The organism is Pseudomonas sp. QL9, from assembly GCF_041409665.1.
Classification (GTDB): domain Bacteria; phylum Pseudomonadota; class Gammaproteobacteria; order Pseudomonadales; family Pseudomonadaceae; genus Pseudomonas; species Pseudomonas knackmussii.
In genome coordinates, this window is sequence record NZ_CP166971.1 from 5,358,129 (window position 1) to 5,378,630 (window position 20,502).

Annotated in this window: 13 protein-coding genes; 7 read left to right on the forward strand and 6 right to left on the reverse strand. The window is 67.2% G+C overall.

Going from position 1 to position 20,502, the window contains the following annotated elements:
- Positions 1-67 precede the first annotated feature (67 nt).
- Positions 68-1,006, reverse strand: a complete 939-nt coding sequence (locus tag ACA097_RS25035) for a LysR family transcriptional regulator (RefSeq protein WP_160287455.1) — start codon at positions 1,004-1,006, stop codon at positions 68-70.
- A gap of 168 nt (positions 1,007-1,174) precedes the next feature.
- On the opposite strand from ACA097_RS25035, the gene ACA097_RS25040 reads away from it, so the two are divergent.
- Positions 1,175-2,404: an acyl-CoA dehydrogenase gene (locus ACA097_RS25040; RefSeq protein ID WP_160287454.1), complete on the forward strand. Its 1,230-nt coding sequence runs from the start codon at positions 1,175-1,177 to the stop codon at positions 2,402-2,404.
- A 61-nt stretch (positions 2,405-2,465) separates the two neighbouring features.
- Here ACA097_RS25040 and ACA097_RS25045 read toward each other — a convergent pair whose 3' ends face one another.
- From ACA097_RS25045 to ACA097_RS25055, 3 genes are all read right to left on the reverse strand, one after another.
- Positions 2,466-2,648 carry a hypothetical protein gene (locus ACA097_RS25045; RefSeq protein WP_160287453.1) on the reverse strand — a complete coding sequence of 61 codons (183 nt, stop codon included), beginning with the start codon at positions 2,646-2,648 and terminating at the stop codon, positions 2,466-2,468.
- The gene (locus tag ACA097_RS25050; RefSeq protein WP_043253055.1) at positions 2,617-3,657 is read right to left on the reverse strand and encodes a TerC family protein; all 1,041 of its coding nucleotides are present in this window, start codon (positions 3,655-3,657) and stop codon (positions 2,617-2,619) included. Before ACA097_RS25050 ends, ACA097_RS25045 begins: the two co-directional genes overlap by 32 nt.
- A 214-nt stretch (positions 3,658-3,871) precedes the next feature.
- Positions 3,872-5,254, reverse strand: a complete 1,383-nt coding sequence (locus ACA097_RS25055; protein WP_371366691.1) for a phosphate ABC transporter substrate-binding/OmpA family protein — start codon at positions 5,252-5,254, stop codon at positions 3,872-3,874.
- Between the two features lie 219 nt (positions 5,255-5,473).
- Here ACA097_RS25055 and ACA097_RS25060 point away from each other — a divergent pair, with 219 nt between their 5' ends.
- Complete coding sequence (locus ACA097_RS25060) at positions 5,474-9,070, forward strand: ATP-binding protein (protein ID WP_371366693.1); 3,597 nt, start codon at positions 5,474-5,476, stop codon at positions 9,068-9,070.
- On the opposite strand, the gene xthA is transcribed toward ACA097_RS25060, so the two are convergent.
- Positions 9,071-9,883: an exodeoxyribonuclease III gene (gene xthA / locus ACA097_RS25065; RefSeq protein ID WP_160287450.1), complete on the reverse strand. Its 813-nt coding sequence runs from the start codon at positions 9,881-9,883 to the stop codon at positions 9,071-9,073. It abuts the gene before it with no gap.
- A 144-nt stretch (positions 9,884-10,027) separates the two neighbouring features.
- Here xthA and ACA097_RS25070 point away from each other — a divergent pair, with 144 nt between their 5' ends.
- The 4 genes from ACA097_RS25070 to mgtA all read left to right on the forward strand — a co-directional run bounded on the left by ACA097_RS25070 (position 10,028) and on the right by mgtA (position 18,955).
- Positions 10,028-10,684 (forward strand): N-acetyltransferase, encoded by a 657-nt coding sequence (locus tag ACA097_RS25070; protein ID WP_043253051.1) that lies wholly within the window; start codon positions 10,028-10,030, stop codon positions 10,682-10,684.
- Positions 10,685-10,757: 73 nt separating this feature from the next.
- Positions 10,758-12,491 carry an autotransporter assembly complex family protein gene (locus ACA097_RS25075; protein WP_371366696.1) on the forward strand — a complete coding sequence of 578 codons (1,734 nt, stop codon included), beginning with the start codon at positions 10,758-10,760 and terminating at the stop codon, positions 12,489-12,491.
- Positions 12,488-16,153, forward strand: a complete 3,666-nt coding sequence (locus ACA097_RS25080; RefSeq protein WP_371366698.1) for a translocation/assembly module TamB domain-containing protein — start codon at positions 12,488-12,490, stop codon at positions 16,151-16,153. Before ACA097_RS25075 ends, ACA097_RS25080 begins: the two co-directional genes overlap by 4 nt.
- 99 nt (positions 16,154-16,252) lie before the next feature.
- Positions 16,253-18,955: a magnesium-translocating P-type ATPase gene (mgtA, locus tag ACA097_RS25085; protein WP_371366700.1), complete on the forward strand. Its 2,703-nt coding sequence runs from the start codon at positions 16,253-16,255 to the stop codon at positions 18,953-18,955.
- 108 nt (positions 18,956-19,063) lie between these two features.
- On the opposite strand, the gene ACA097_RS25090 is transcribed toward mgtA, so the two are convergent.
- Positions 19,064-19,525: a thermonuclease family protein gene (locus ACA097_RS25090; RefSeq protein WP_371366702.1), complete on the reverse strand. Its 462-nt coding sequence runs from the start codon at positions 19,523-19,525 to the stop codon at positions 19,064-19,066.
- Positions 19,526-19,704: 179 nt separating this feature from the next.
- On the opposite strand from ACA097_RS25090, the gene tpx reads away from it, so the two are divergent.
- Positions 19,705-20,205 (forward strand): thiol peroxidase, encoded by a 501-nt coding sequence (gene tpx / locus ACA097_RS25095; RefSeq protein ID WP_371366704.1) that lies wholly within the window; start codon positions 19,705-19,707, stop codon positions 20,203-20,205.
- Positions 20,206-20,502 lie beyond the last annotated feature (297 nt).

Sequence of the window (20,502 nt, forward strand, 5' to 3'; positions counted from 1 at the left end):
GCTTCACAGTGACCATAAAGAACAAGGCCCGCATCTGCGGGCCTTGAGTCATCTGCGAGCCTGAATCTCAGGCCTGCTGTTGCTGCTGCGCCTCCCGCGCCTCGCGCGCGGCGACCTGCTGGCACAGCTCGATCAGTTGCTCGCGCATCCAGCGGTTGGCCGGGTCCTGGTCGGTGCTTTCATGCCAGTAGAGGTGGGTTTCCAGCTTGGGCACGTCGCTGACCGGCAGCTCCACGAAATGCAGGTTGTGGTGGCGGGCGAAGCGCTCCGGCACGGTCACGACCATGTCGGTCTGTTGCACCACGTTGGAGGCCATCAGGTAGTGCTGCGAGCGCAAGGCGATCTTGCGCTGCAGGCCCATCTTGCCCAGCGACAGGTCGATGTAGCCGAGGCCGCTGCGGCGGGTGGAAATCTGGATGTGGGTCAGCGACAGGTATTCGTCAACGCTCAACTTCGCCTTGGCCAGCGGATGGCCGTGGCGCATGGCGCAGACATAGCGGTCTTCCATCAGCTTGACGTGGCGCACCTGGGTATCGGTGTTCAGCGGCGCGTCGACGGCGAAGTCCAGGCGCCCGGCTGCCAGTTCCTTGGTGGTTTCGCGGCGCTTGGCGAGGAAGCTCTCGATATGCACGTTCGGGGCCTGGCGACGCAGGCGCTGGAACAGGGGAGGCAGGATTACCGCCTCGATGAGGTCGGTCATGCTGATGCGGTAGGTCTTGTTTGCCTGGTTGGGCGTGAAGGTGCGGCTTTCCTGCACCGAGACGCGCAGCAGCTGCAGGGCATTGCGCACCGGGCCGATGATGTTCTGCGCCATGGGCGTGGGCACCATGCCCTGCGCGGTGCGCACGAACAGCGGATCGTTGAAGGTCTCGCGCAGGCGGGCGAGGGCATTGGACACCGCAGGCTGGGTGATGCCGACGATCTGTCCGGCTCGGGTGAGGTTGGCTTCGGTGTAGATGGCATCGAAGACGATGAACAGGTTCAGGTCGACCTTGCTGAGGTTCATCCCGGGGCTCCGCTTGTCATTGTTGTGGCCGCTCATAGCGCCGGAGATGGCGGACCATCATGCGGGTTATGAATGTTCATTGATTCGGATAATAGGCTAGGTAAATCGTGTTGCCTGTTCTAGCATCTTCCTACACACAAGACAAACCCCTGCCAGAAGGTAGCCCCCATGGATTTCGCCTATTCCGCCAAGGTCCAGGACCTGCGTGAACGCGTCACCGCGTTCATGGAAGCCTACGTGTATCCCGCCGAGAGCGTCTTCGAGCAGCAGGTGGCCGAAGGCGATCGCTGGCAGCCGACCCAGGTGATGGAAGACCTCAAGGCCCGCGCCAAGGCCGAGGGCCTGTGGAACCTGTTCCTGCCCGAATCCGAGTACGGCGCCGGCCTGACCAACATGGAATACGCCCCGCTGGCGGAGATCATGGGCCGCTCGCTGATCGGCGCGGAGCCGTTCAACTGCTCGGCGCCGGACACCGGCAACATGGAAACCATCGTCCGCTACGGCAGCGAAGAGCAGAAGCGCACCTGGCTGGAACCGCTGCTGGCCGGCGAGATCCGCTCGGCCTTCGCCATGACCGAGCCGGGCGTGGCTTCGTCCGACGCCACCAACATGCAGGCCAACGCCGTGCGCGACGGTGACGAGTGGGTCATCAACGGTCGCAAGTGGTGGACCTCCGGTGCTTGCGATCCGCGCTGCAAGATCATGATCTTCATGGGCCTGACCAACCCGGACGCGCCGCGCCACCAGCAGCACTCGATGATCCTGGTGCCCACCGACACCCCCGGCGTGAAGATCCTTCGCCCGCTGCCGGTGTTCGGCTACGACGACGCCCCGCACGGCCACGCCGAAGTGCTCTTCGAGAACGTGCGCGTACCCTATGAGAACGTTCTGCTCGGCGAAGGCCGCGGCTTCGAGATCGCACAGGGCCGCCTCGGCCCAGGCCGTATCCACCACTGCATGCGTTCCATCGGCATGGCCGAGCGCGCGCTGGAACTGATGTGCAAGCGCGCCGTCAGCCGCACCGCCTTCGGCAAGCCGCTGGCGCGCCTGGGCGGCAACATCGACCACATCGCCAACTCGCGCATCGAGATCAACCAGGCCCGCCTGCTGACCCTCAATGCCGCGTACATGATGGACACCGTGGGCAACAAGATCGCCCAGAGCGAAATCGCGCAGATCAAGGTGGTGGCGCCCAACGTCGCCCTGCAGGTGATCGACCGCGCCATCCAGATGCACGGCGGCGCCGGGGTCTCCAACGATTTCCCGCTGGCCTACTGGTACGCCATGCAGCGCACCCTGCGCCTGGCCGACGGCCCGGACGAAGTGCACCGCGCGGCCATCGGCAAGTTCGAGATCGGCAAGTACGTGCCCAAGGAAATGCTGCGCAGCGGTCGCTGATCCCTGGCAGAAATGAAGAAGGCCCGCATCACAGCGGGCCTTCTTCATTCAAGGGGGACGTTCAGGGACACTCGGCGGACGGACCGCCCTGCTCCTTCAGCCACTGGCGGCGAGCGAAGAGCTGCGCGGCAAAGGCGCGGGCCAGGTCCTCCTGGGCGAAGCGCAGGCCACGATGCCCCAGGCGCACCTGCCAGCAGGCGCGGCCCTTGTGCTCAATGGCTTCGATCCTCACTTCGTTGGGCATGCAGCGTCTCCTGGCTGACGATTTCCAGCGGCTCCTCGCCTTCCTTGCGGGTCTTCAGCAGTGAAAGCAGTATGCCACCAGCGAGGAGGCCGAAGGTTACCCCAAGCGATAGCGCGGCGGGAACCTTGCCGATGAGACCGTGCGCAAAAATCTTCATGCCGATGAACACCAGCACCAGGGCCAGGGCGTACTTCAGGTAGACGAAGCGGTGGATCATCGCCGCCAGCGAGAAGTACAGGGCGCGCAGGCCGAGGATGGCGAAGATGTTCGAGGTGTAGACGATGAACGGGTCCTGGGTGATGGCGAAGATCGCCGGCACGCTGTCCACGGCGAACACCACGTCGGCCAGCTCGATCAGGATCAGCGCCAGGAACAGCGGGGTGGCGAAGCGAACCACCTTGCCGTTGGCATCGGGCAGGTGAACGAAGAAGTGGTGTTCATGCAGATGCGGCGTGACCCGGATGTGCTTGCGCAGGAAGCGCAGCACCGGGTTGTTGGCCAGGTCCGGCTCGTCCTCGTGCTTGGCGAAGAGCATCTTCACGCCGCTGAACAGCAGGAAGGCGCCGAAGATGTACATCACCCACTCGAACTCGCGCACCAGCGCGGCGCCCAGGCCGATCATCACCGCGCGCATGACGATGGCGCCGAGGATGCCCCAGAACAGCACCTGGTGCTGGTAGCGGCGGGGGATGCCGAAGAAGCCGAAGATCATCGCCATGACGAACACGTTGTCCATCGACAGCGATTGCTCGACCAGGAAGCCGGTGTAGTACTCCATGGCATGGGTGGCGCCGAACGCGTACCAGACCCAGCCGCCGAAGGCCAGGCCGCAGGCGAAGTAGCCGGCGGAGAGCAGCAGGCTCTCGCGCACGCCGATTTCATGGTGATCGCGTTGCAGCACGCCGAGGTCGAGGACCAGCAGGACGAGGACGATGGCCAGGAAGACCAGCCAGAACCAGGTGGCGGTGCCGAGGAAGGGAGCGTTGAGGAAATCCAATAGGGGTGCCATGTGGGGGCCCTCTCTGATGTCGTTGTCGAAAGTGACTCCGACATGGCGGTCTAGCTGACCGTCAGAGGGGCCCGGCGTCACGGCGGGAAAAATACCAGAGCGCGGTCGCGCGGCAAGCGGCAGAAGGTAACAAGTTCCTACCGCTTAGGTGGTGCTCCAGCCTTGAGTCTAGGCAAGCTGCGCCGCGCCGGGATTGTTGCGGGTCAAGCGCGGCTCAATACACCCAGACTTCGACGCGGCGGTTCTTGGTCCGCCCGTCGTCATCGTCGTTGGCCGCCACCGGCAGCGCCGCGCCCATGCCTTCGATGGAGCGGAACATCACGCCTTCCTTGGCCAGCTCACGGCGCACAGCCATGGCGCGCAGCTTGGAGAGCAGCACCGCGCGCTGCGGGTCCTGCTTGGCGTCGCCGAAGCCGACCAGTACTGCCTGGCCGTTCATCTTGCCGTGCTGCTGGAGGTAGCCGACCAGGCGTTCGACGTCGCGTTGCGCCTTGTTGTCCAGGGTCGCGCTGCCTTCGTGGAAGCGGAAGTTCACCGACAGCCGCTGGGCGTCGCGTGCCAGGGCCTGGTAGTCCGTGGGCATGCTGGTCTTGGGCTGCAGGCGCACGGCCTGCACGCGTTGACCGACGAAACCGTTGGTGCTGACCAGCGTCTGGCCGCGATCGCTTTGCACGAACTGCACCAGGGCATCGACCCAGGCGTTGTGCTGGGTGGGTTTGACGTACAGGAACAGCCGGCGCGACAGCGGGTAGTCCTCGGTGGCGATGCTGGTGGCGGCGGGCAGCATGGCCAGCGACTCGCCGTCGGCGATCGCCAGCGGCTTGGCCTTGAGCACCGAAGACAGGCCGACGAAGCCGATGGCCTGCGGGTCGGCGGTTACCTGGGCAGACAGCTTGTCGCTGGATTCGAAGCGCTGCGCGCTTGCCGCCAGGGGCTTGCCGTGGCTGGCCAGCACCAGCTCCTTGAAGGTGTCGAAGGTGCCGGAGTTGTCGTCGCGAGCGTACAGGTGGATGGCGCCGCCGCGGCCGCCCAGGGCTTCCCAGGTGGTCACTTCGCCGGCAAACACGCGGGCGAGCTGGTCGGTGGACAACTCGCCCAGTGGGTTGTCGCGGTTGACGATGATCGCCAGGCCGTCGATGCCGATCACCTGCTCGGCCTTGGCGCTGCGCAGATTGCCGGAGGCGGAGAGGCCGGCGGCCTCGGCGTCCTTGATCGGCCGCGAGGCGGCAGCGATGTCGGCGGTGCCGTCCTTCAGCGCGGCGAAGCCAGTGCTGGAGCCGTGCGCGGCGATTGTCACGCTGACCTCGCGGCCCTGGGCATCGCGGCCATGTACACGCTGCTCGTTGTCGACCTTGCCCGCTTCGCTGCCGATGTCCTTGTAGCCCTGGTCCAGCAGCAGGCCCTTGACCAGCTCCGGCAGCAGGTGCGCGCCGATGGTGTTGGAGCCCTGGATGCGCAGCACCGGCTCGCCGTTGGCGGACGGTGGCAGCGCCGCCAGGACGTGCTGGGGCAGGGCATAGCAGACGAAGGCGATGATCAGCCAGGCGAGGGTAATCGGCCAGGCGTCGGCATCGCGGCGCGGCGAAGAGGGCGACATGGTGAGGGGCGTTCCGAAGGGCGAATGGCAGGCTCGCAGCCTAGGTGGAAAAGGTTTCAGAACGGTGACGGTTTGTCGCACGATGGCTCTGGAATGGGCCTTTTGCCGGTCAAAGAGAGGTTTTCCTATAGTGGTTTGCCGGCAACCCCGGTAGAGTCCTGCCCCCACCGCCAAGGCCGTCGTAGAGCGGTGCGGCGGCCGCCGACCCATCGAGGCGCCATGGACTTGATACGCAGACTCTGCCTTTTCTCCGCCGTGCTGCTCTGCTCGCTGCTGCAACCGAGCGCGGCCCAGGAACTGACCCTGAACGGGTACAGCCCGCCTCTCGCCGATGGCTGGATGACCACGTCGGAGCGTGACTGGCTGCAGCGCCGCGGCCCGCTGCACGTGGCGGTCGCGCCGGCCGAGCGGGCGCCGTTGCAGATGATCAATGGCGACCGCTTCGAGGGCGTCAGCGCCGACTACCTGGCGCTGCTGCTGGGCGAGCGCGTACACGTGCGGAGCTATCCGAACCGCCAGGCCGCGCTGGACGCCCTGCGCCGCGGCGAGGCAGACCTGGTCGCCGGCGGCAGCCAGGCCGAAGCGACGGCCAATGGCCTGCTGCGCAGCCGCAGCTATGTCACCGACCCGCCCGTGCTGGTGGGCGACGAGGCGCGCCCAGGGCTGGCCGCAGGACCAGGCGGCAGGCTGGCGGTGGTCGCCGGCTACCTGAGCGCGGCGCAGGTGCGCGCGGCCTATCCCGACAGCCAGGTGCAGGTTTTCGACAGCACCCTGGGTGCGCTCGATGCGCTCAGCCTGGGCAGCGTCGACGGTGTGCTCGACGACGCTCTGTCGGTGCATTACCTGATCAACATGAACTACCTGTTCGACCTGCGCATCGCCAACTTCGCCCCCGTCGAGAGCAGCGGCTTCGGCTTCCTGGTGCGCGAGGGCGACGAGCGCCTGCGCGACCTTCTCGATCACGGCCTGTCCCGTGTCGGCACCTTGCGCCGCGAGGAAATCCTGCGCCGCTGGAGCGCCGGCGAACGGCTGCGCCTGGAGGGCCTGCAGGTCGGCCTGACGCCACGCGAACGGCAGTGGCTGGATGCCCACCCGCGGGTGCCGGTGGTGGTCAACCGCTTCACCGGCGTGCTGGCCCAGGTCGATGCAGACGGGCATGTCGGTGGCATCCTGCGCGACTACCTGGACCTGCTGGGGCAGCGTTCCGGGCTGCATTTCGACTATGTCGCGGTCGACGACTACAACCAGATGGCGGAGACGTTCGCCACCGGCCAGGCGCTGCTGACCCCGGCGGTGACACCGGGCATCGACGGGGTAGACCTGCTGCCGCCCTACCTGCGCGCCAGCGTGGTGCTGGCCGTCGCCACTGGCGAGCAGGACATCCATTCCCTCGCCGACATGCCGGGTCGGCGCCTGTCCAGTGCCGCCGGCAGCGCGTTCAACCAGATGCTGCGTGAGCGTTATCCGCAGGTGCCGCTGGTGGAAGCGACGAACCAGCACGAGTCGCTGCGCAACGTCGCCGAGGGCCGTGCGGATGCCGCCATTGGCAGCCTTTTCAGCATTCGCCCGATGATCGCCGGCGAGTTCCACCGGCAGCTGCGGTTGGCGGGCATTCTCGAAGACCTGAGCACGCCGTTCAGCATCGGTGTGCTGAAGGGGCAGGCGGAGCTTTATTCGATTCTGGAAAAGGCCCAGCTGACCGTCGACCCGGAGGAGTTGTCCGACATCGTCGAGCGCTGGGGCGCGCGCCAGGACACGCCGGTCAGCTTCTGGCAGATGCACCGTCAGCTGCTGCTGCGCATCCTCGCCGGCGCCGGCCTGCTGATCGTCCTGTCGCTGGTCTGGGGCTTCTACCTGCTGCGCCAGGTGCGTCGCCGGCGGCGCGCCGAGCGGCGCCTGAGCGGGCAACTGACGCTGCTCAGCGAACTGATCGAGGCCATTCCGAACCCGGTCTACCACCTTGACCACGAAGGCCGCCTGAGCCTGTGCAACCGCGCCATGCTGGAACTCTTCGACTGTCGGCTGGAGGACTGCCAGGGGCGCGCTATCGACGAACTCGGCTGGTTCGCCGAAGACGAGGCGGCGAACCTGATGCAGGAGTATCGACAGCTGGTCGCCAGTGGCCGTTTGCCGTTGGCGGGGGATAGGCCGCTGCGCCTGGCGGGGCGAGAACTCTTCGCCTATCGCTGGGCAGTGGCGCAGCGCGATGCCGGGGGCCGCGTCCAGGGGGTGATCGGCGGTTGGGTGGACCTCACCGAGCGCCATCGGCTGATGCGTGAGCTGGAGTCCGAGCGCAAGCGCGCCGACGCCGCGAGCGCGGCCAAGAGCCAGTTCCTCTCGGCCATGAGCCACGAGATCCGCACGCCGATGAACGCCATCATAGGCCTGCAGGAGCTGGCCCTGGAGAAGGCCCGCGACGGGCAAATCGACCTCGGTTCGCTGGAGGTGGCCCAGGACGCCGCGCGCACGCTGCTGATGCTGATCGGCAACGTGCTGGACATGGCGCGGATCGAGTCCGGTCGCATCGACTCGACTCCGTCGCCGGTGCAACTGTTGCGGCAAATAGAAGGCAGCGTCTCGCTGTTCCTCGGCCTGGCACAGCAGAAGGGGCTGCACCTGGAGCTGGTTGCCGAGGCGGGGCTTGAACATTGGGTGCTGCTGGATGCGCTGCGCTTCAAGCAGGTGCTGTTCAACCTGCTCAACAACGCCATCAAGTTCACCGAATTCGGCGGAGTGACCGTGCGCGCGTCGGCTCGCCGCGAGGGCGAGCGGCTCGATCTGCTGATCGAGGTGAGCGACACCGGCATTGGTATCAGCACAGCCGATCAGGCGCGCCTGTTCCGTCCCTTCGCCCAGGTCGAGAGGCCGGCGCAGCAGGAAGGCACCGGTCTGGGCCTGCACATCAGCCGGCGGCTGGTCGAGCTCATGGGCGGCCGCCTCGAACTGCACAGCGAACTCGGACAGGGTTCGCGCTTCAGCATCCGCCTGCCCTTGGCGCTGAGCGCTGCGCCGGAAGAGCTACCCGAACAGGCCGGGCTGGCCCCCGCACGACGGTCGCTGCAGGTGCTCGCGGTGGACGACCATCCAGCCAATCGACTGGTCTTCCGCCAGCAGCTGGAGCACCTGGGCCATCGGGCGACGCTTGCCGCCGGCGGCCAGCAGGCCTGGGAACTCTGGTGTGCCGGCCATTTCGATGCAGTCCTGACCGACTGCCGCATGAGCGGGGGCGACGGTTACGAGCTGAGCCGACGCATCCGCGAACACGAGCAGCGCTCGGGCGGCCCGCGCTGCCTGATCGTTGGCGCCACGGCCAATGCCTGGGAGGAAGAGACCCAACGCTGCCTGGAAGCGGGCATGGATACCGTGCTGTTCAAGCCGCTGACCCTGGAGGCGCTGCGCCAGGCGTTGGTCGAGGCCGGTTGCGAAGAAGCCTCGGGCACCCACGGGAACGAGCCGCAAACGGCAGCAGCGATCTTCGAGCTCGAGGCATTGTTCGGTGCGGATGCCCTGCACAGCGACGCGGCCTGCGAGTTCGTGCGTACGCTGCTGGAAGCCAACGAGCAGGACATCGCTCAGCTGCGCGAGCTGTGGTGGGGCGCTCGTTGGAGCGAACTGGGCGAGCTGGCCCATCGCCTGGCCGGCGTCGCGGCGGTCATCTGTGCGCAGCGGGCGGAGGCGAGTTGCCGGGCGCTGCAGGGGCTTTGCGAAGAGCGGGAAGGGGATGCGTCGTTCGACGCGGCAGTGGAGGCGGTCGAGGTGGCCCTCGGCGAGCTGCAGGCCGGCCTGCGCCAGTGGCTGGCGCAGGCGCAGGGCTGATCAGCTCAGCTGCAGCCAGATGGGCGCGTGGTCGGAGGGTTTCTCCATGCCGCGGATGTCGTAGTCGATGCCGGCCGCGGCCAGGCGCGGGCGCAGCGCCTCGGAGGCGAGGATGACGTCGATGCGCAGGCCGCGCTTGGGCTCGTCCTCGAAACCGCGGCTGCGGTAGTCGAACCAGCTGAAGCGGTCGTTCACCTGCGGGTGCAACTGGCGGAAGCTGTCCACCAGGCCCCAGGCCTTGAGCTTGTCCAGCCACTCGCGCTCTTCGGGGAGGAAGCTGCATTTGCCGGTGCGCAGCCAGCGCTTGCGGTTGTCCTCGCCGATGCCGATGTCGCAGTCCTCCGGCGAGATGTTGATGTCGCCCATCACCACCAGGCGCTGGTCGGGCTTGAACTGCGCTTCCAGCAGTTGCTGCAGGTCGGCGTAGAAGCGCTGCTTGGCCGGGAATTTCACCGGGTGGTCGCGGCTCTCGCCCTGCGGGAAGTAGCCGTTCATGACGGTGATCGGCTGGCCGTCGCTGTCCTTGAAGGTGCCCCAGATGAACCGGCGCTGGGCGTCTTCGCCGTCGCCGGGGAAGCCGTAGCGGATTTCCACGGGTTCTTCGCGCGACAGCAGGGCCACGCCGTAGTGGCCTTTCTGGCCGTGGTAGTGCACGTGGTAACCCAGCGCTTGCACCGCTTCGAGGGGGAACTGGTCGTCGGCGACCTTGGTTTCCTGAAGGCCGATGACGTCGGGCTGGTGGCTCGCGATGATCGCCTGGAGCTGCTCCGGACGGGCTCGCAAGCCATTGATATTGAAGGAGACGATTTTCATCCTGGACGTCCTCGAAAAAGGACGATGCTAGCCGCTGCGCCAAAGGCGGGCAAATCCGCGCGGAGTCGCCGACGAGCTTCCTGGCGAGCCCCGGCGGGCCCTGCTAGGGTTCGCCAGGGGTGCAGAACAACAAGAGGTGAGCCGATGCCCGAGACCCGCGCCGAAGTCCGCATGCTGGGCGATTCCTATGCCCGCGAAATGCGCTCGCTGCTGTATCACGCCTACCGCCACGAACCGACCTTCGCCTACCTGCTGGAAAGCGACCGCCCCGGCTTCGACCAGCGCGTGCGCGCCACCATCCGCGAACTGACCCACCAGCACATGCTCGAACAGTTGCCGGTGCTTGGCCTGGTGATCGACGAACGCCTGGTGGCGGTGGCCCTGATCGCGCCGCCGCAGCGCCGCCTGGGCATCACGGAAAGCTGGGCCTGGCGCATGCGCATGCTGCTGACCACCGGCTTCCGCTGCACGAAGCGCTACCTGGAGTACCACGAGGCGGTGCTCGGCTGCTTGCCCCCGGGGCCGTATCACGTGTTGCCGCTGATCGGTGTGCATCCGGAGTTCCAGGGCAAGCACCTGGGCGAACAGCTGCTCGAAGCGCTGCACGCCTGGTGCGCCGAGGACGGTGGCTCGCAGGGCCTGGTGCTGGACACCGGGAACGCCCGCTACCTCGACTTCTACCGTCGCCACGGCTACGAGGAAGTAGGGGAGGTGGCACTCGGGCCGATCCGCGAGCACGTGCTCTTCCACGCCAACCCGCAAACGGAGGCGCAGCTGTCCCGCCAGGGCATGGGGTTATAGGAATTTTCCCTAAAGCCCCTGAGTTGAGAGCTTGCGTCTGGCGTGAAATATCTGTCGTGTTAGCATCCGCGCCATGAAATTCGTCCATGGATCACTTCGGCTCGCGCTGATCGGACTCTTGTGCTGGATCGGCACGGTAGCGGCAGCGGAAAGCCAACTCGAAGTACGCATCAACCCTTCCAATTCCGCGCTCAAGGCCAACATCGAAGCCTTCGTCGGTACCGTCGAGGGCCGCGACCAGGCCGCCTTGAGGCGCCTGCGGCGCACCACCCAGGAGCAGGCGCAGCAGGCTGCGCAGGCGCTGGGGTACTACCAGGCACGCATTCGCGTGCGGGTGCGCGGCGAGGACAAGGCGCCACGCCTGCGCATCGAGGTGGAACCTGGTGAGCCGGTGCGGCTGCGCAATGTCAGCATCGTCATCGAAGGCCCGGCGTCGAAGCTGAAGAGCTTCCGTGTACCGGGCGGCGATGGCCTCAAGCCCGGCGCCCAGCTCAACCACGGCACCTACGAGGATGCCAAGCGGCTGATCCAGAACCAGGCCTCGCGCTTCGGCTTCTTCCGTGGCCAGTTCACCAAGCAGTCGCTGCGCGTCGACCCCGAGGCCGGCGTCGCCGATATCGACCTGGACTACGTCAGCGGGCCGCGCTTCTACCTCGGCGCGGTGAGCTTCCAGGGCGACTTCCCATTCGACGAGGAATTGCTGCAGCGCATGGTGCCGTTCCAGCAGGGCGCGCCCTACGACTCGGAGCTGATCGCCGACCTCAACCAGGCCCTGCAATCCAGCGGCTACTTCGACGGCGTTCGGGTCGATGCCTCGCCGCTGCAGGCCAAGGGCGAGACCGTCCCGGTCGACGTCCACCTGACCGCGCGCAAGCCGCGCTCCCTCGGCGTCGGCCTGGGCTTCTCCACCGACGTCGGGCCGCGGGCGAAATTCAGCTGGACCCGCCATTGGGTCAACCCGCAGGGCCATAGCCTGGGCACTGAGGCCGAGCTGTCGGGGCCGCGGCAGAACGTCGGGGCCTGGTACGAAGTGCCGCTCGATCCGCCGCTGACCGACAAGTTGCGCTTCACCACCGGCTACCAGAACGAAGACCTGGTGGACACCGAGAGCAAGCAGTTCACCATCGGCGGCGAATGGCAGCGCAAGCTGCCCAACGGCTGGCAGCGTTCCTTCTCGCTGAACTGGCTGCACGAGGAGTACCTGCTAGGCGACGACTCGGGCAACAGCAGCTTCCTGATGCCCGGCGTCGGCTACTCGATCCTGGTCGCCGACAACAAGGTCGACCCCCATGAGGGCTATCGCCTGCAGCTGGACTCCAAGTTCGCCAAGGAAGGTGCGCTCGCCGATGCCGACGTCGCCTACGCCGCCGCCGTGGCCAGGGGCCTGACCACCTTCGCCGGCGGTCACCGTCTGCTCGGCCGCGTGCAGGTGGGCGGCATCGCCACCAACGACTACTCGAAGATTCCGCCGTCGCTGCGCTTCTTCGCCGGCGGCGACCAGAGCGTGCGTGGCTACGACTACCAGACGCTGTCGCCGAAGAACTCCGACGGCGACCGCATCGGCGGCCGCTACATGATCGCCGGCAGTGTCGAGTACCAATACCCGCTCGCCGAGAAATGGCGCCTGGCGACCTTCGTCGACCAGGGCAACTCCTTCAACTCGCTGGACTTCCCCTCGATCAAGACCGGCGTCGGTTTCGGCATCCGCTGGGTGTCTCCTGTAGGGCCTCTACGCCTGGACCTCGCCGACGGCCTGGACGATGGCGGTGGCTGGCGCATCCACTTCTCCATGGGGCCCGAGCTGTGAAGCGCCTGCTGAAGATTCTCCTGGCCGGCGTGCTGGGCTTGCTATTGCTGGTCTGTGTGGCGCTGTTCGCCGTGCTCGGCAGCGAATCCGGCAGTCGCTGGGCCTTGTCGCGTATACCGGGCCTGCAAGTCGATGACTTCAGTGGCCGCCTTGGGGGCGCCTGGCAGGCCAAGCACCTGGCCTGGAAGGACGCGTCTACCGAATTGGAAATCGACCAGCCGCAACTGGCCTGGTCACCGGCCTGCCTGCTGCAACGGACCCTGTGTGTCGACCGCCTGGTCGCTGAGCGTGTGCAACTGCGCCTCGCACCCAGCACATCCGAACCCAGCAGCGGGCCGATCGAACTGCCAGCCCTGAAGCTGCCGTTGGCCATCCGCCTGGGCGAAGTGCGCCTGGGCAGCTTCCTGCTCGACGGCAACGAGCAGGTCAAACAGGTACAGGCCAGCGCCCACTGGGAAGCGGACGGCCTGCACATCGACAGCCTCAAGGCCGCCCGTGATGACCTGGCTCTGGAGCTGCGCGGCCTGCTCACGCCCACTGGCAACTGGCCGCTGCAGGCCGAAGGCAGCCTGACCCTGCCGGCGCCCGGCAAGCAGCCGTGGAACCTGAAGCTGCAGGCCAAGGGCGAGTTGCTCGGCCATCTGGCGCTGGAAGCTGACAGCAGCGGCTACCTGAACGGCCACCTCAAGGGCGACCTGCAGCCCCTGGCGGACAACCTGCCGGCCACTGCCCAGATCACAGCCGATGGCTTCAAAGGCGCTGCCGAGCTGCCTGACACCCTGGTGCTGAACAAGGTGCTGCTGAATGCCAAGGGCGACCTTGCCAGCGGCTACCAGGTCGCCGGCTCGGCGCTGTTGCCGGGCGAGGGCGGCGACGTTGCCCTGGTGCTCAAGGGCCGCGTCGACGCCAAGGGCGCCGATATCGCCGGGCTCGACCTGAGCGCCGCACCGGAGCAACGCCTGGGCCTGAGCGGGCGCCTGGATTGGCAGGATGGTTTCGCCGCCGACGCGAAGCTGGACTGGCAGGACTTCCCCTGGCTGCGCCTTTACCCGATGGAGCCGCCGCCGGTGGTGTTGCACCGTCTACAGGTCGAACTGCAGTACCGTGACGGCGGCTACCTGGGCAACTTCGCCGCCGAAGCCAACGGCCCGGCCGGCGCTTTCCAGCTGAGCAGTCCGATCTCCGGCAACCTCTCCGAGGTACACCTGCCTTCGCTGCAGTTGAAAGCAGGGCAAGGCAAGGCCGAGGGCAGCCTGGGCCTGAAGTTCGCCGATGCCATCGCCTGGGACGCGCAATTGAAACTGAGCGACCTCGACCCCGCCTACTGGGTCGCCGAGTTGCCGGGCAAACTCGGCGGTCCGTTGAGCAGCCAAGGCAGCTTCAAGGATGGTGTGCTCGCGCTGCAGGCCAACCTCGACCTGCAGGGTCGCCTGCGCGGCCAGTCGGCGGTTTTCAAGACCGCTGCCGTTGGGCAGGGGCAGAACTGGAAGCTCGACGGCCTCGACCTGCGCCTGGGCGACAACCGCATCAGCGGCCAGGCCAGCCTCGACCAGCGCCTGGCCGGCCGGCTCGACATCGCCCTGACACGCCTTGGCCAGCTGTGGCCGCAACTGCAAGGGCAGATGGCGGGGCGCCTCGACCTCGCCGGCACGCTCAAGGCCCCGCAAGGCAAGCTCGACCTCAAGGGGCAGCGCATCGCCTTCCAGGACAACGGTGTGCGCGAACTCACGCTCAGCGCCGACCTCGACGCCGCCCAGCGCGGTCGCCTGGATCTGCTCGCCGATGGTCTGCGCGCCGGCGACACGAAATTCGGCCAGCTCAAGGCCAGCGGCCAGGGCAACCTGCAACGCCAGCAACTCGACTTGAGTTTGCAGGGCAAACCGCTGGTGCTGGCGCTGGGGTTCGACGGCAACTGGAACGGCCGAGACTGGCGCGGCCGCCTGGCCAAGGGTGAACTGCAGAGCGGCGGCCAGGACTGGCGCCTGCAACAGCCGGCGCGCCTGGAACGGCTCGCCGACGGCCGCCTGAACCTCGGCGCGCATTGCTGGGTGTCCGGTCCGGCGAGCCTGTGCGGTGGTGAGCAGCGCCTGCTGCCCGAGCCGAAACTGAGCTGGAAGCTGCGCGACTTCCCGCTGGACAGCCTGGCGCGCTGGCTGCCGGAAGACTTCGCCTGGCAAGGCAAGCTCAATGGCGACGTGCAGCTCGACCTGCCGGCGCGCGGCCCCAACGGCAAAATCGTTCTCGATGCCGGCAGCGGCACCCTGCGCCTGAAAGACCAGGACCAATGGCTCGACTTCCCCTACCAGAGCCTGCGCCTGGAGAGTCGCCTGACCCCCACGCGCATCGACAGCAGCCTGCAGTTCCACGGTGGCAAGCTCGGCACCCTCGACGCCCAGGCGACCCTCGATCCGCGTCCGAAGAGCAAGCCGCTCACCGGCAGCTTCCAGCTCAGCGGGCTCGACATTTCGGTGGCGCGGCCTTTCGTGCCCATGGTCGAGCGTCTGCAAGGGCACCTGGATGGTAGCGGTCGCATCTCCGGTGGCCTGCTTGCGCCGCACCTGGACGGCCAGCTGCAGCTGCGCGACGGCGAGATTTCCGGCGGCGACCTGCCGACGCGCGTGGAGAACCTCCAGCTGCTGGCGCGTATCGCCGGCGAGCGGGTCGATCTCGACGGCCACTGGAGCGGCGGTGCCAAGGGCAGCGGCAAGCTGGCCGGCTACCTGGCCTGGAGCCAGGGCCTGGACATGGACTTGAAGATCACCGGCGACAGCCTGCCAGTGGCGGTCGAGCCCTACGCCAACCTGGAAGTCAGCCCGGACCTGGCGATCCGCATGGCCGCCGAAAAACTCAGCGTCTCCGGCAACGTGCAGGTGCCGCGTGGCGCCATCGTCATCCGCCAGCTGCCGCCCTCTACGGTGAAGGTCTCCGGCGACACCGTGATCGTCGGCGCGCCGCCGAAGCAGGCGGGCGGGACCAACCTGGCGATGGATGTCGACGTCAGGGTCGGCCAGGAGAAGCTGACCTTCAATGGCTTCGGCCTGACCGCGGAACTGGCCGGCCAGGTGCACATCGGCGACAACCTCGACACCCGTGGCGAGCTCAGCCTGAACAAGGGCCGCTACAGCGCCTACGGCCAGAAGCTGACCATCCGCCGCGCGCGCTTGCTGTTCGCCGGGCCCATCGACCAGCCGTACCTGGACATCGAGGCGGTGCGCAAGGTCGATGACGTGACTGCCGGCCTGCGCCTGTCGGGCAATGCCGAGCAGCCGCGCAGCGAAGTCTTCTCGGAGCCGGCGATGAGCCAGGAGCAGGCGCTGTCCTACCTGGTCATGGGCCGGCCGCTGAACAGCGGCGAGGACAGCAACATGCTCGGCGAAGCGGCCCTGGCCCTGGGCCTGGCCGGCAGCGCGCCGGTCACCGGCGAGGTCGCCAAGCACCTGGGCATCCAGGACTTCCAGCTCGGCACCGAAGGCACCGGCAACAGCACCAACGTGGTCGCCAGCGGCCAGCTCACCGATCGCCTGAGCCTGCGCTATGGCGTCGGGGTGTTCGAGCCGGCCAACACGGTCGCGCTGCGCTACCTGCTGAGCAAGAAGGTCTACCTGGAAGCCGCCAGCGGCCTGGCCAGCTCGCTGGATATCTTCTACAAGCGCGACTTCTGAGCCGCGCGCCCGGCCGGGCGCGCGCCTTCATTACACCTTAAGGATGCCCGCAGAGACTCCCTGCGCCGCCAGTCGTGACGGTGGCGAAGGGGACTCGTCATGCACTTCGATCGACTCAGGGAAAACCTGCTCGATTTCTTCAACAAGGGCCAGCCCGCGCGCCAGCGACGGCGCCTGGCGCTGCCCGACTCGCCGCGCGGCGCGGCGGCGGAGCCGCTTGCCCAGGCATTGTTGGACTGGTCGGTGCTGGAGCCGCAGGTGCTGTTCGAGCGCCTGGGCAGCCGCCGCGAAGGCCTGAGCGAAGCCGAGGCTGGCGAGCGCCTGGGCGCCGGGCCGAACGAGATCGACCAGCAGCGCGCGCTGCCCTGGTGGGCGCACCTGTGGTTTTGCTACTGCAACCCCTTCAACCTGCTGCTCAGCGTTCTCGCGCTGATCGCCTGCCTCACCGGCGACCTGCCGGCCGCGCTGCTGATCGGCGTCATGGTGGGCGTTTCCACGCTGCTGCGGTTCGTCCAGGAAAAGCGCTCCAACGACGCCGCTGAACGGCTGAAGGCCATGGTCGGCAACACCGCCACGGTTTTCCGCGCGGACGAGGCCGAGTCGGGCCTGACGCGCCGCCGCGAGGTGCCGATCCGCCAACTGGTGGCCGGCGACGTGCTCTGGCTGTCGGCCGGCGACATGGTGCCGGCGGACGTGCGCCTGCTCAGCACCAAGGACCTGTTCGTCAGCCAGGCGGCGCTGACCGGGGAATCGCTGCCGGTGGAGAAGTTCGCCCAGGTCCGCGATGCCCGCCAGGACAACCCGCTGGAGCGCGACAGCCTGTGCTTCATGGGCACCACCGTGGTCAGCGGCTCGGCCCTGGCGCTGGTGGTCGGCACCGGTGCGCGCACCTTCTTTGGCGCGCTGGCTGCGCGAACGTGCATCGGCGGCCGTCCTTCCACCGCCTTCCAGGCCGGGATCAACAAGGTCAGCTGGCTGTTGATCCGCTTGATGCTGGCGATGGCGCCGGTGGTGCTGCTGCTCAACGGCTACACAAAGGGCGACTGGCTGCAGGCAGCGCTGTTCGCGCTGGCGGTGGCAGTCGGCCTGACTCCGGAGATGCTGCCGCTGATCGTCACCTCCACCCTGGCCAAGGGCGCGGTAGCGTTGAGTCGGCGCAAGGTGATCGTCAAGCGCCTGGACGCCATCCAGAACTTCGGCGCGATGAACATCCTCTGCACCGACAAGACCGGCACCCTGACCCAGGACCGGATCGTCCTGGAGCGGCATACCGACGTCTACGGCGTGGTCGACGATCGCGTGCTGCAGCTGGCCTTCCTCAACAGCTATCACCAGACCGGATTGAAAAACCTGCTCGACGTCGCCGTGCTCGAACACGCCGAGCTGCGCCAGGCGCTGCGTGTGGACAGCCGCTACCACAAGGTCGACGAGATTCCCTTCGACTTCGCCCGGCGGCGCATGTCCGTGGTGCTCGGCGAGCGCGACGACCATCACCTGCTGATCTGCAAGGGTGCCCTCGAGGAAGTGCTGGAAGTCTGCGCGACGGTGCGCCATCAGGCCTGTGCCGAGCCGCTGACCGGTGCACGCCTGGAACACATCCGTGCGGTGGCCGAGGCCCTCAACCGCGACGGCCTGCGGGTGGTCGCGGTGGCGACCCGGACGCTGCCGCCCAGCCGCGAGACCTACGGCCTGGACGATGAGCAGGGGCTGTGCCTGGACGGGTTCATCGCTTTCCTCGACCCGCCGAAGGAGACCACGGCGCCGGCCCTGCGCGCGCTGGCCGCGAACGGCGTGGCGGTGAAGGTGCTGACCGGGGACAACGAGCGGGTCAGCCTGAAGGTTTGCCGCGACGTCGGCCTGCCGGTCGAGGGCGTGCTACTCGGCCCGAAGCTGGATGCTTACGGCGACGCTGAGCTAGGCGAGCTGGCCGAGCGCACCACCTTGTTCGCCAAGCTGACGCCGGCGCACAAGGAGCGCCTGGTCCGGGTGCTGCGTGCGCGCGGCCACGTAGTCGGCTTCCTCGGCGACGGCATCAACGACGCGCCGGCGCTGCGCGGCGCCGATATCGGTATATCGGTGGATTCGGCGGTGGACATCGCCAAGGAAGCGGCCGACCTGATCCTCCTGGAAAAAAGCCTGATGGTGCTGGAGGAGGGCGTGGTGGAAGGGCGGCGCACCTTCGCCAACCTGCTCAAGTACATCCGCATGGCGACCAGCGCGAACTTCGGCAACGCGCTGAGCGTGCTGGCGGCCAGCGCCTTCCTGCCTTTCCTGCCGATGCTGCCGCTGCAATTGCTGCTGCAGAACCTGCTGTACGACCTGGCGCAGATCGCGATTCCCTTCGATGGCGTCGACGCCGAACTCCTGCGCCGCCCGCAGCAGTGGAACCCGGAGGGCCTTGGGCGCTTCATGCTGTGCTTCGGTCCGCTGAGCTCGCTGTTCGACATCGCCACCTTCCTGGTGCTGTGGTTCGTCTTCGAGGCGAACACACCGGCGCAGCAGGGGCTGTTCCAGTCCGGCTGGTTCGTCGAAGGCCTGCTCTCACAGCTGCTGGTGGTGCACATGATCCGCACCCGGCGCATTCCCTTCCTGCAGAGCCGTGCGGCCTGGCCGGTGCTCGCGGCCACCCTGGGCATAGGCGCGCTGGCGGTATTCCTGGCGCAAGGGCCGCTGGGCCATTCGCTCCGCATGCAGGCATTGCCAGCGGACTACTGGCCGTGGCTGGCGTTGATCCTGGTGGGCTACATGGTGATGGTGCAGGGCTTGAAGGGCTGGTTCGTGCGGCGATTCGGCTGGGCCTGAGCGTTCGGATCGGCCCCTGTGTAGGCGCGGATCTTATCCGCGAAATCTCGGCACGACGTCTCTTTGTAGGAGCGGGCCATGCCCGCGAATCGCGGCCATGGGCCGCTCCTACAGGTTGGTGTTCCACAGACCGACCTTCCGCGCCCGCGCTTCCTGCTCCTCGAAGCTGTATTGCACGCGCTCCTCTTCGCCCTGCGCGGCGTCGGGTTTCCAGCGGGCCAGGCCGACGCTGAGCAGGGCGCGGCCGACGTCCAGGGTGTGGCCACAACTCGGGCAGTCCGGCGGGGTGGCCCAGACGGCAGCGGTCAGCTGACCGGATGGCTGCGGCAGCGGTTGGCGCAAGGTCACCGAATGAGCGCCGACCAACTCGTCGAGACGCCGGTGCGCTGTTTCGGCAACGGCTGTCGGGATCTCGATACCGCGCAGTGCGACGCGCAGGTCGTGGCCTTCGCTGCTGCGGCAAATCAGGCTGGAGCCGCTGTCCACCGCAATGACGTGGCAGCTTTCGTCAGCCAGTGCCGACAACGACAACAGTGGAGTGACGATCAGGGCGAAGCGGGCGAGTCGCATGGGGCCTCCTTGAAGGGCGCCCAGCATAGCGCCGGGCGGCGTTGAAATCCGCTTTCCCGCTTGGCGCTTTTCCGACCGATTCACTCGGGCAAGTTCATGCTAGGATTTGCCTCGGCCCCGATTTCCCGGTCCCCGCCGGCTCTGCGGCGGGGCCTCCCCACGACAGAAGGAATACCGCAATGGCTCAAGTCACCCTCAAGGGCAACCCGATCAACGTCGACGGCCAGCTGCCGCAGAAAGGCCAGCAGGCTCCGGCGTTCAAGCTCGTCGGCGGCGATCTGGCCGATGTGTCCCTGGAGAACTTCGCCGGCAAGCGCAAGGTGCTGAACATCTTCCCCAGCGTCGACACCCCGACCTGCGCCACCTCGGTTCGCAAGTTCAACGTCGAAGCCAGCAAGCTGGCCAACACCGTGGTGCTGTGCGTTTCCGCCGACCTGCCGTTCGCCCAGAAACGCTTCTGCGGCGCCGAAGGCCTGGACAACGTGGTGAACCTGTCGACCATGCGTGGCGCCGAGTTCCTCGCCAACTACGGCGTGGCCATCGCCAGCGGCCCGCTGGCCGGCCTGGCCGCCCGTGCGGTGGTGGTGCTGGACGAGAACAACAAGGTGCTGCACAGCGAGCTGGTCGGTGAGATCGCCGACGAGCCGAACTACGCCGCCGCCGTCGCTGCGCTGAGCTGATCACGCTCGGGCGCCGGATAGCCCCGGCGCCGCTCCCCTCGATGCCGCCCGCGCCACTGGCCGGGCGGCATCGTCGTTTTCGGGGGCGACAATGGCAGCGGAACGTCCGCCGGCAAGTCGCGTCCAAGCGCTCTAACTCTCGGTAAACAAAGGTAAATAGCGGGTAAAGAGGCTTTGCCTGCAAGCTGCCAGTGATTATCGTTCAGGGCTGAATGTTTATCGGTGGAGCTACGCCCGTGCTAGCGGCGTTTCCCGCCGTGCCCCGCTATTCTCTAGGACCCTTGGCCGCCCGATGAC

Excerpts from the sequence above, each read along its gene's own strand:
- ACA097_RS25035 (WP_160287455.1), bottom strand. The coding sequence starts at position 1,006 with ATGAACCTCAGCAAGGTCGACCTGAACCTGTTCATCGTCTTCGATGCC.
- ACA097_RS25040 (WP_160287454.1), top strand. The coding sequence starts at position 1,175 with ATGGATTTCGCCTATTCCGCCAAGGTCCAGGACCTGCGTGAACGCGTC.
- ACA097_RS25045 (WP_160287453.1), bottom strand. The coding sequence starts at position 2,648 with ATGCCCAACGAAGTGAGGATCGAAGCCATTGAGCACAAGGGCCGCGCC.
- ACA097_RS25050 (WP_043253055.1), bottom strand. The coding sequence starts at position 3,657 with ATGGCACCCCTATTGGATTTCCTCAACGCTCCCTTCCTCGGCACCGCC.
- ACA097_RS25055 (WP_371366691.1), bottom strand. The coding sequence starts at position 5,254 with ATGTCGCCCTCTTCGCCGCGCCGCGATGCCGACGCCTGGCCGATTACC.
- ACA097_RS25060 (WP_371366693.1), top strand. The coding sequence starts at position 5,474 with ATGGACTTGATACGCAGACTCTGCCTTTTCTCCGCCGTGCTGCTCTGC.
- xthA (WP_160287450.1), bottom strand. The coding sequence starts at position 9,883 with ATGAAAATCGTCTCCTTCAATATCAATGGCTTGCGAGCCCGTCCGGAG.
- ACA097_RS25070 (WP_043253051.1), top strand. The coding sequence starts at position 10,028 with ATGCCCGAGACCCGCGCCGAAGTCCGCATGCTGGGCGATTCCTATGCC.
- ACA097_RS25075 (WP_371366696.1), top strand. The coding sequence starts at position 10,758 with ATGAAATTCGTCCATGGATCACTTCGGCTCGCGCTGATCGGACTCTTG.
- mgtA (WP_371366700.1), top strand. The coding sequence starts at position 16,253 with ATGCACTTCGATCGACTCAGGGAAAACCTGCTCGATTTCTTCAACAAG.
- ACA097_RS25090 (WP_371366702.1), bottom strand. The coding sequence starts at position 19,525 with ATGCGACTCGCCCGCTTCGCCCTGATCGTCACTCCACTGTTGTCGTTG.
- tpx (WP_371366704.1), top strand. The coding sequence starts at position 19,705 with ATGGCTCAAGTCACCCTCAAGGGCAACCCGATCAACGTCGACGGCCAG.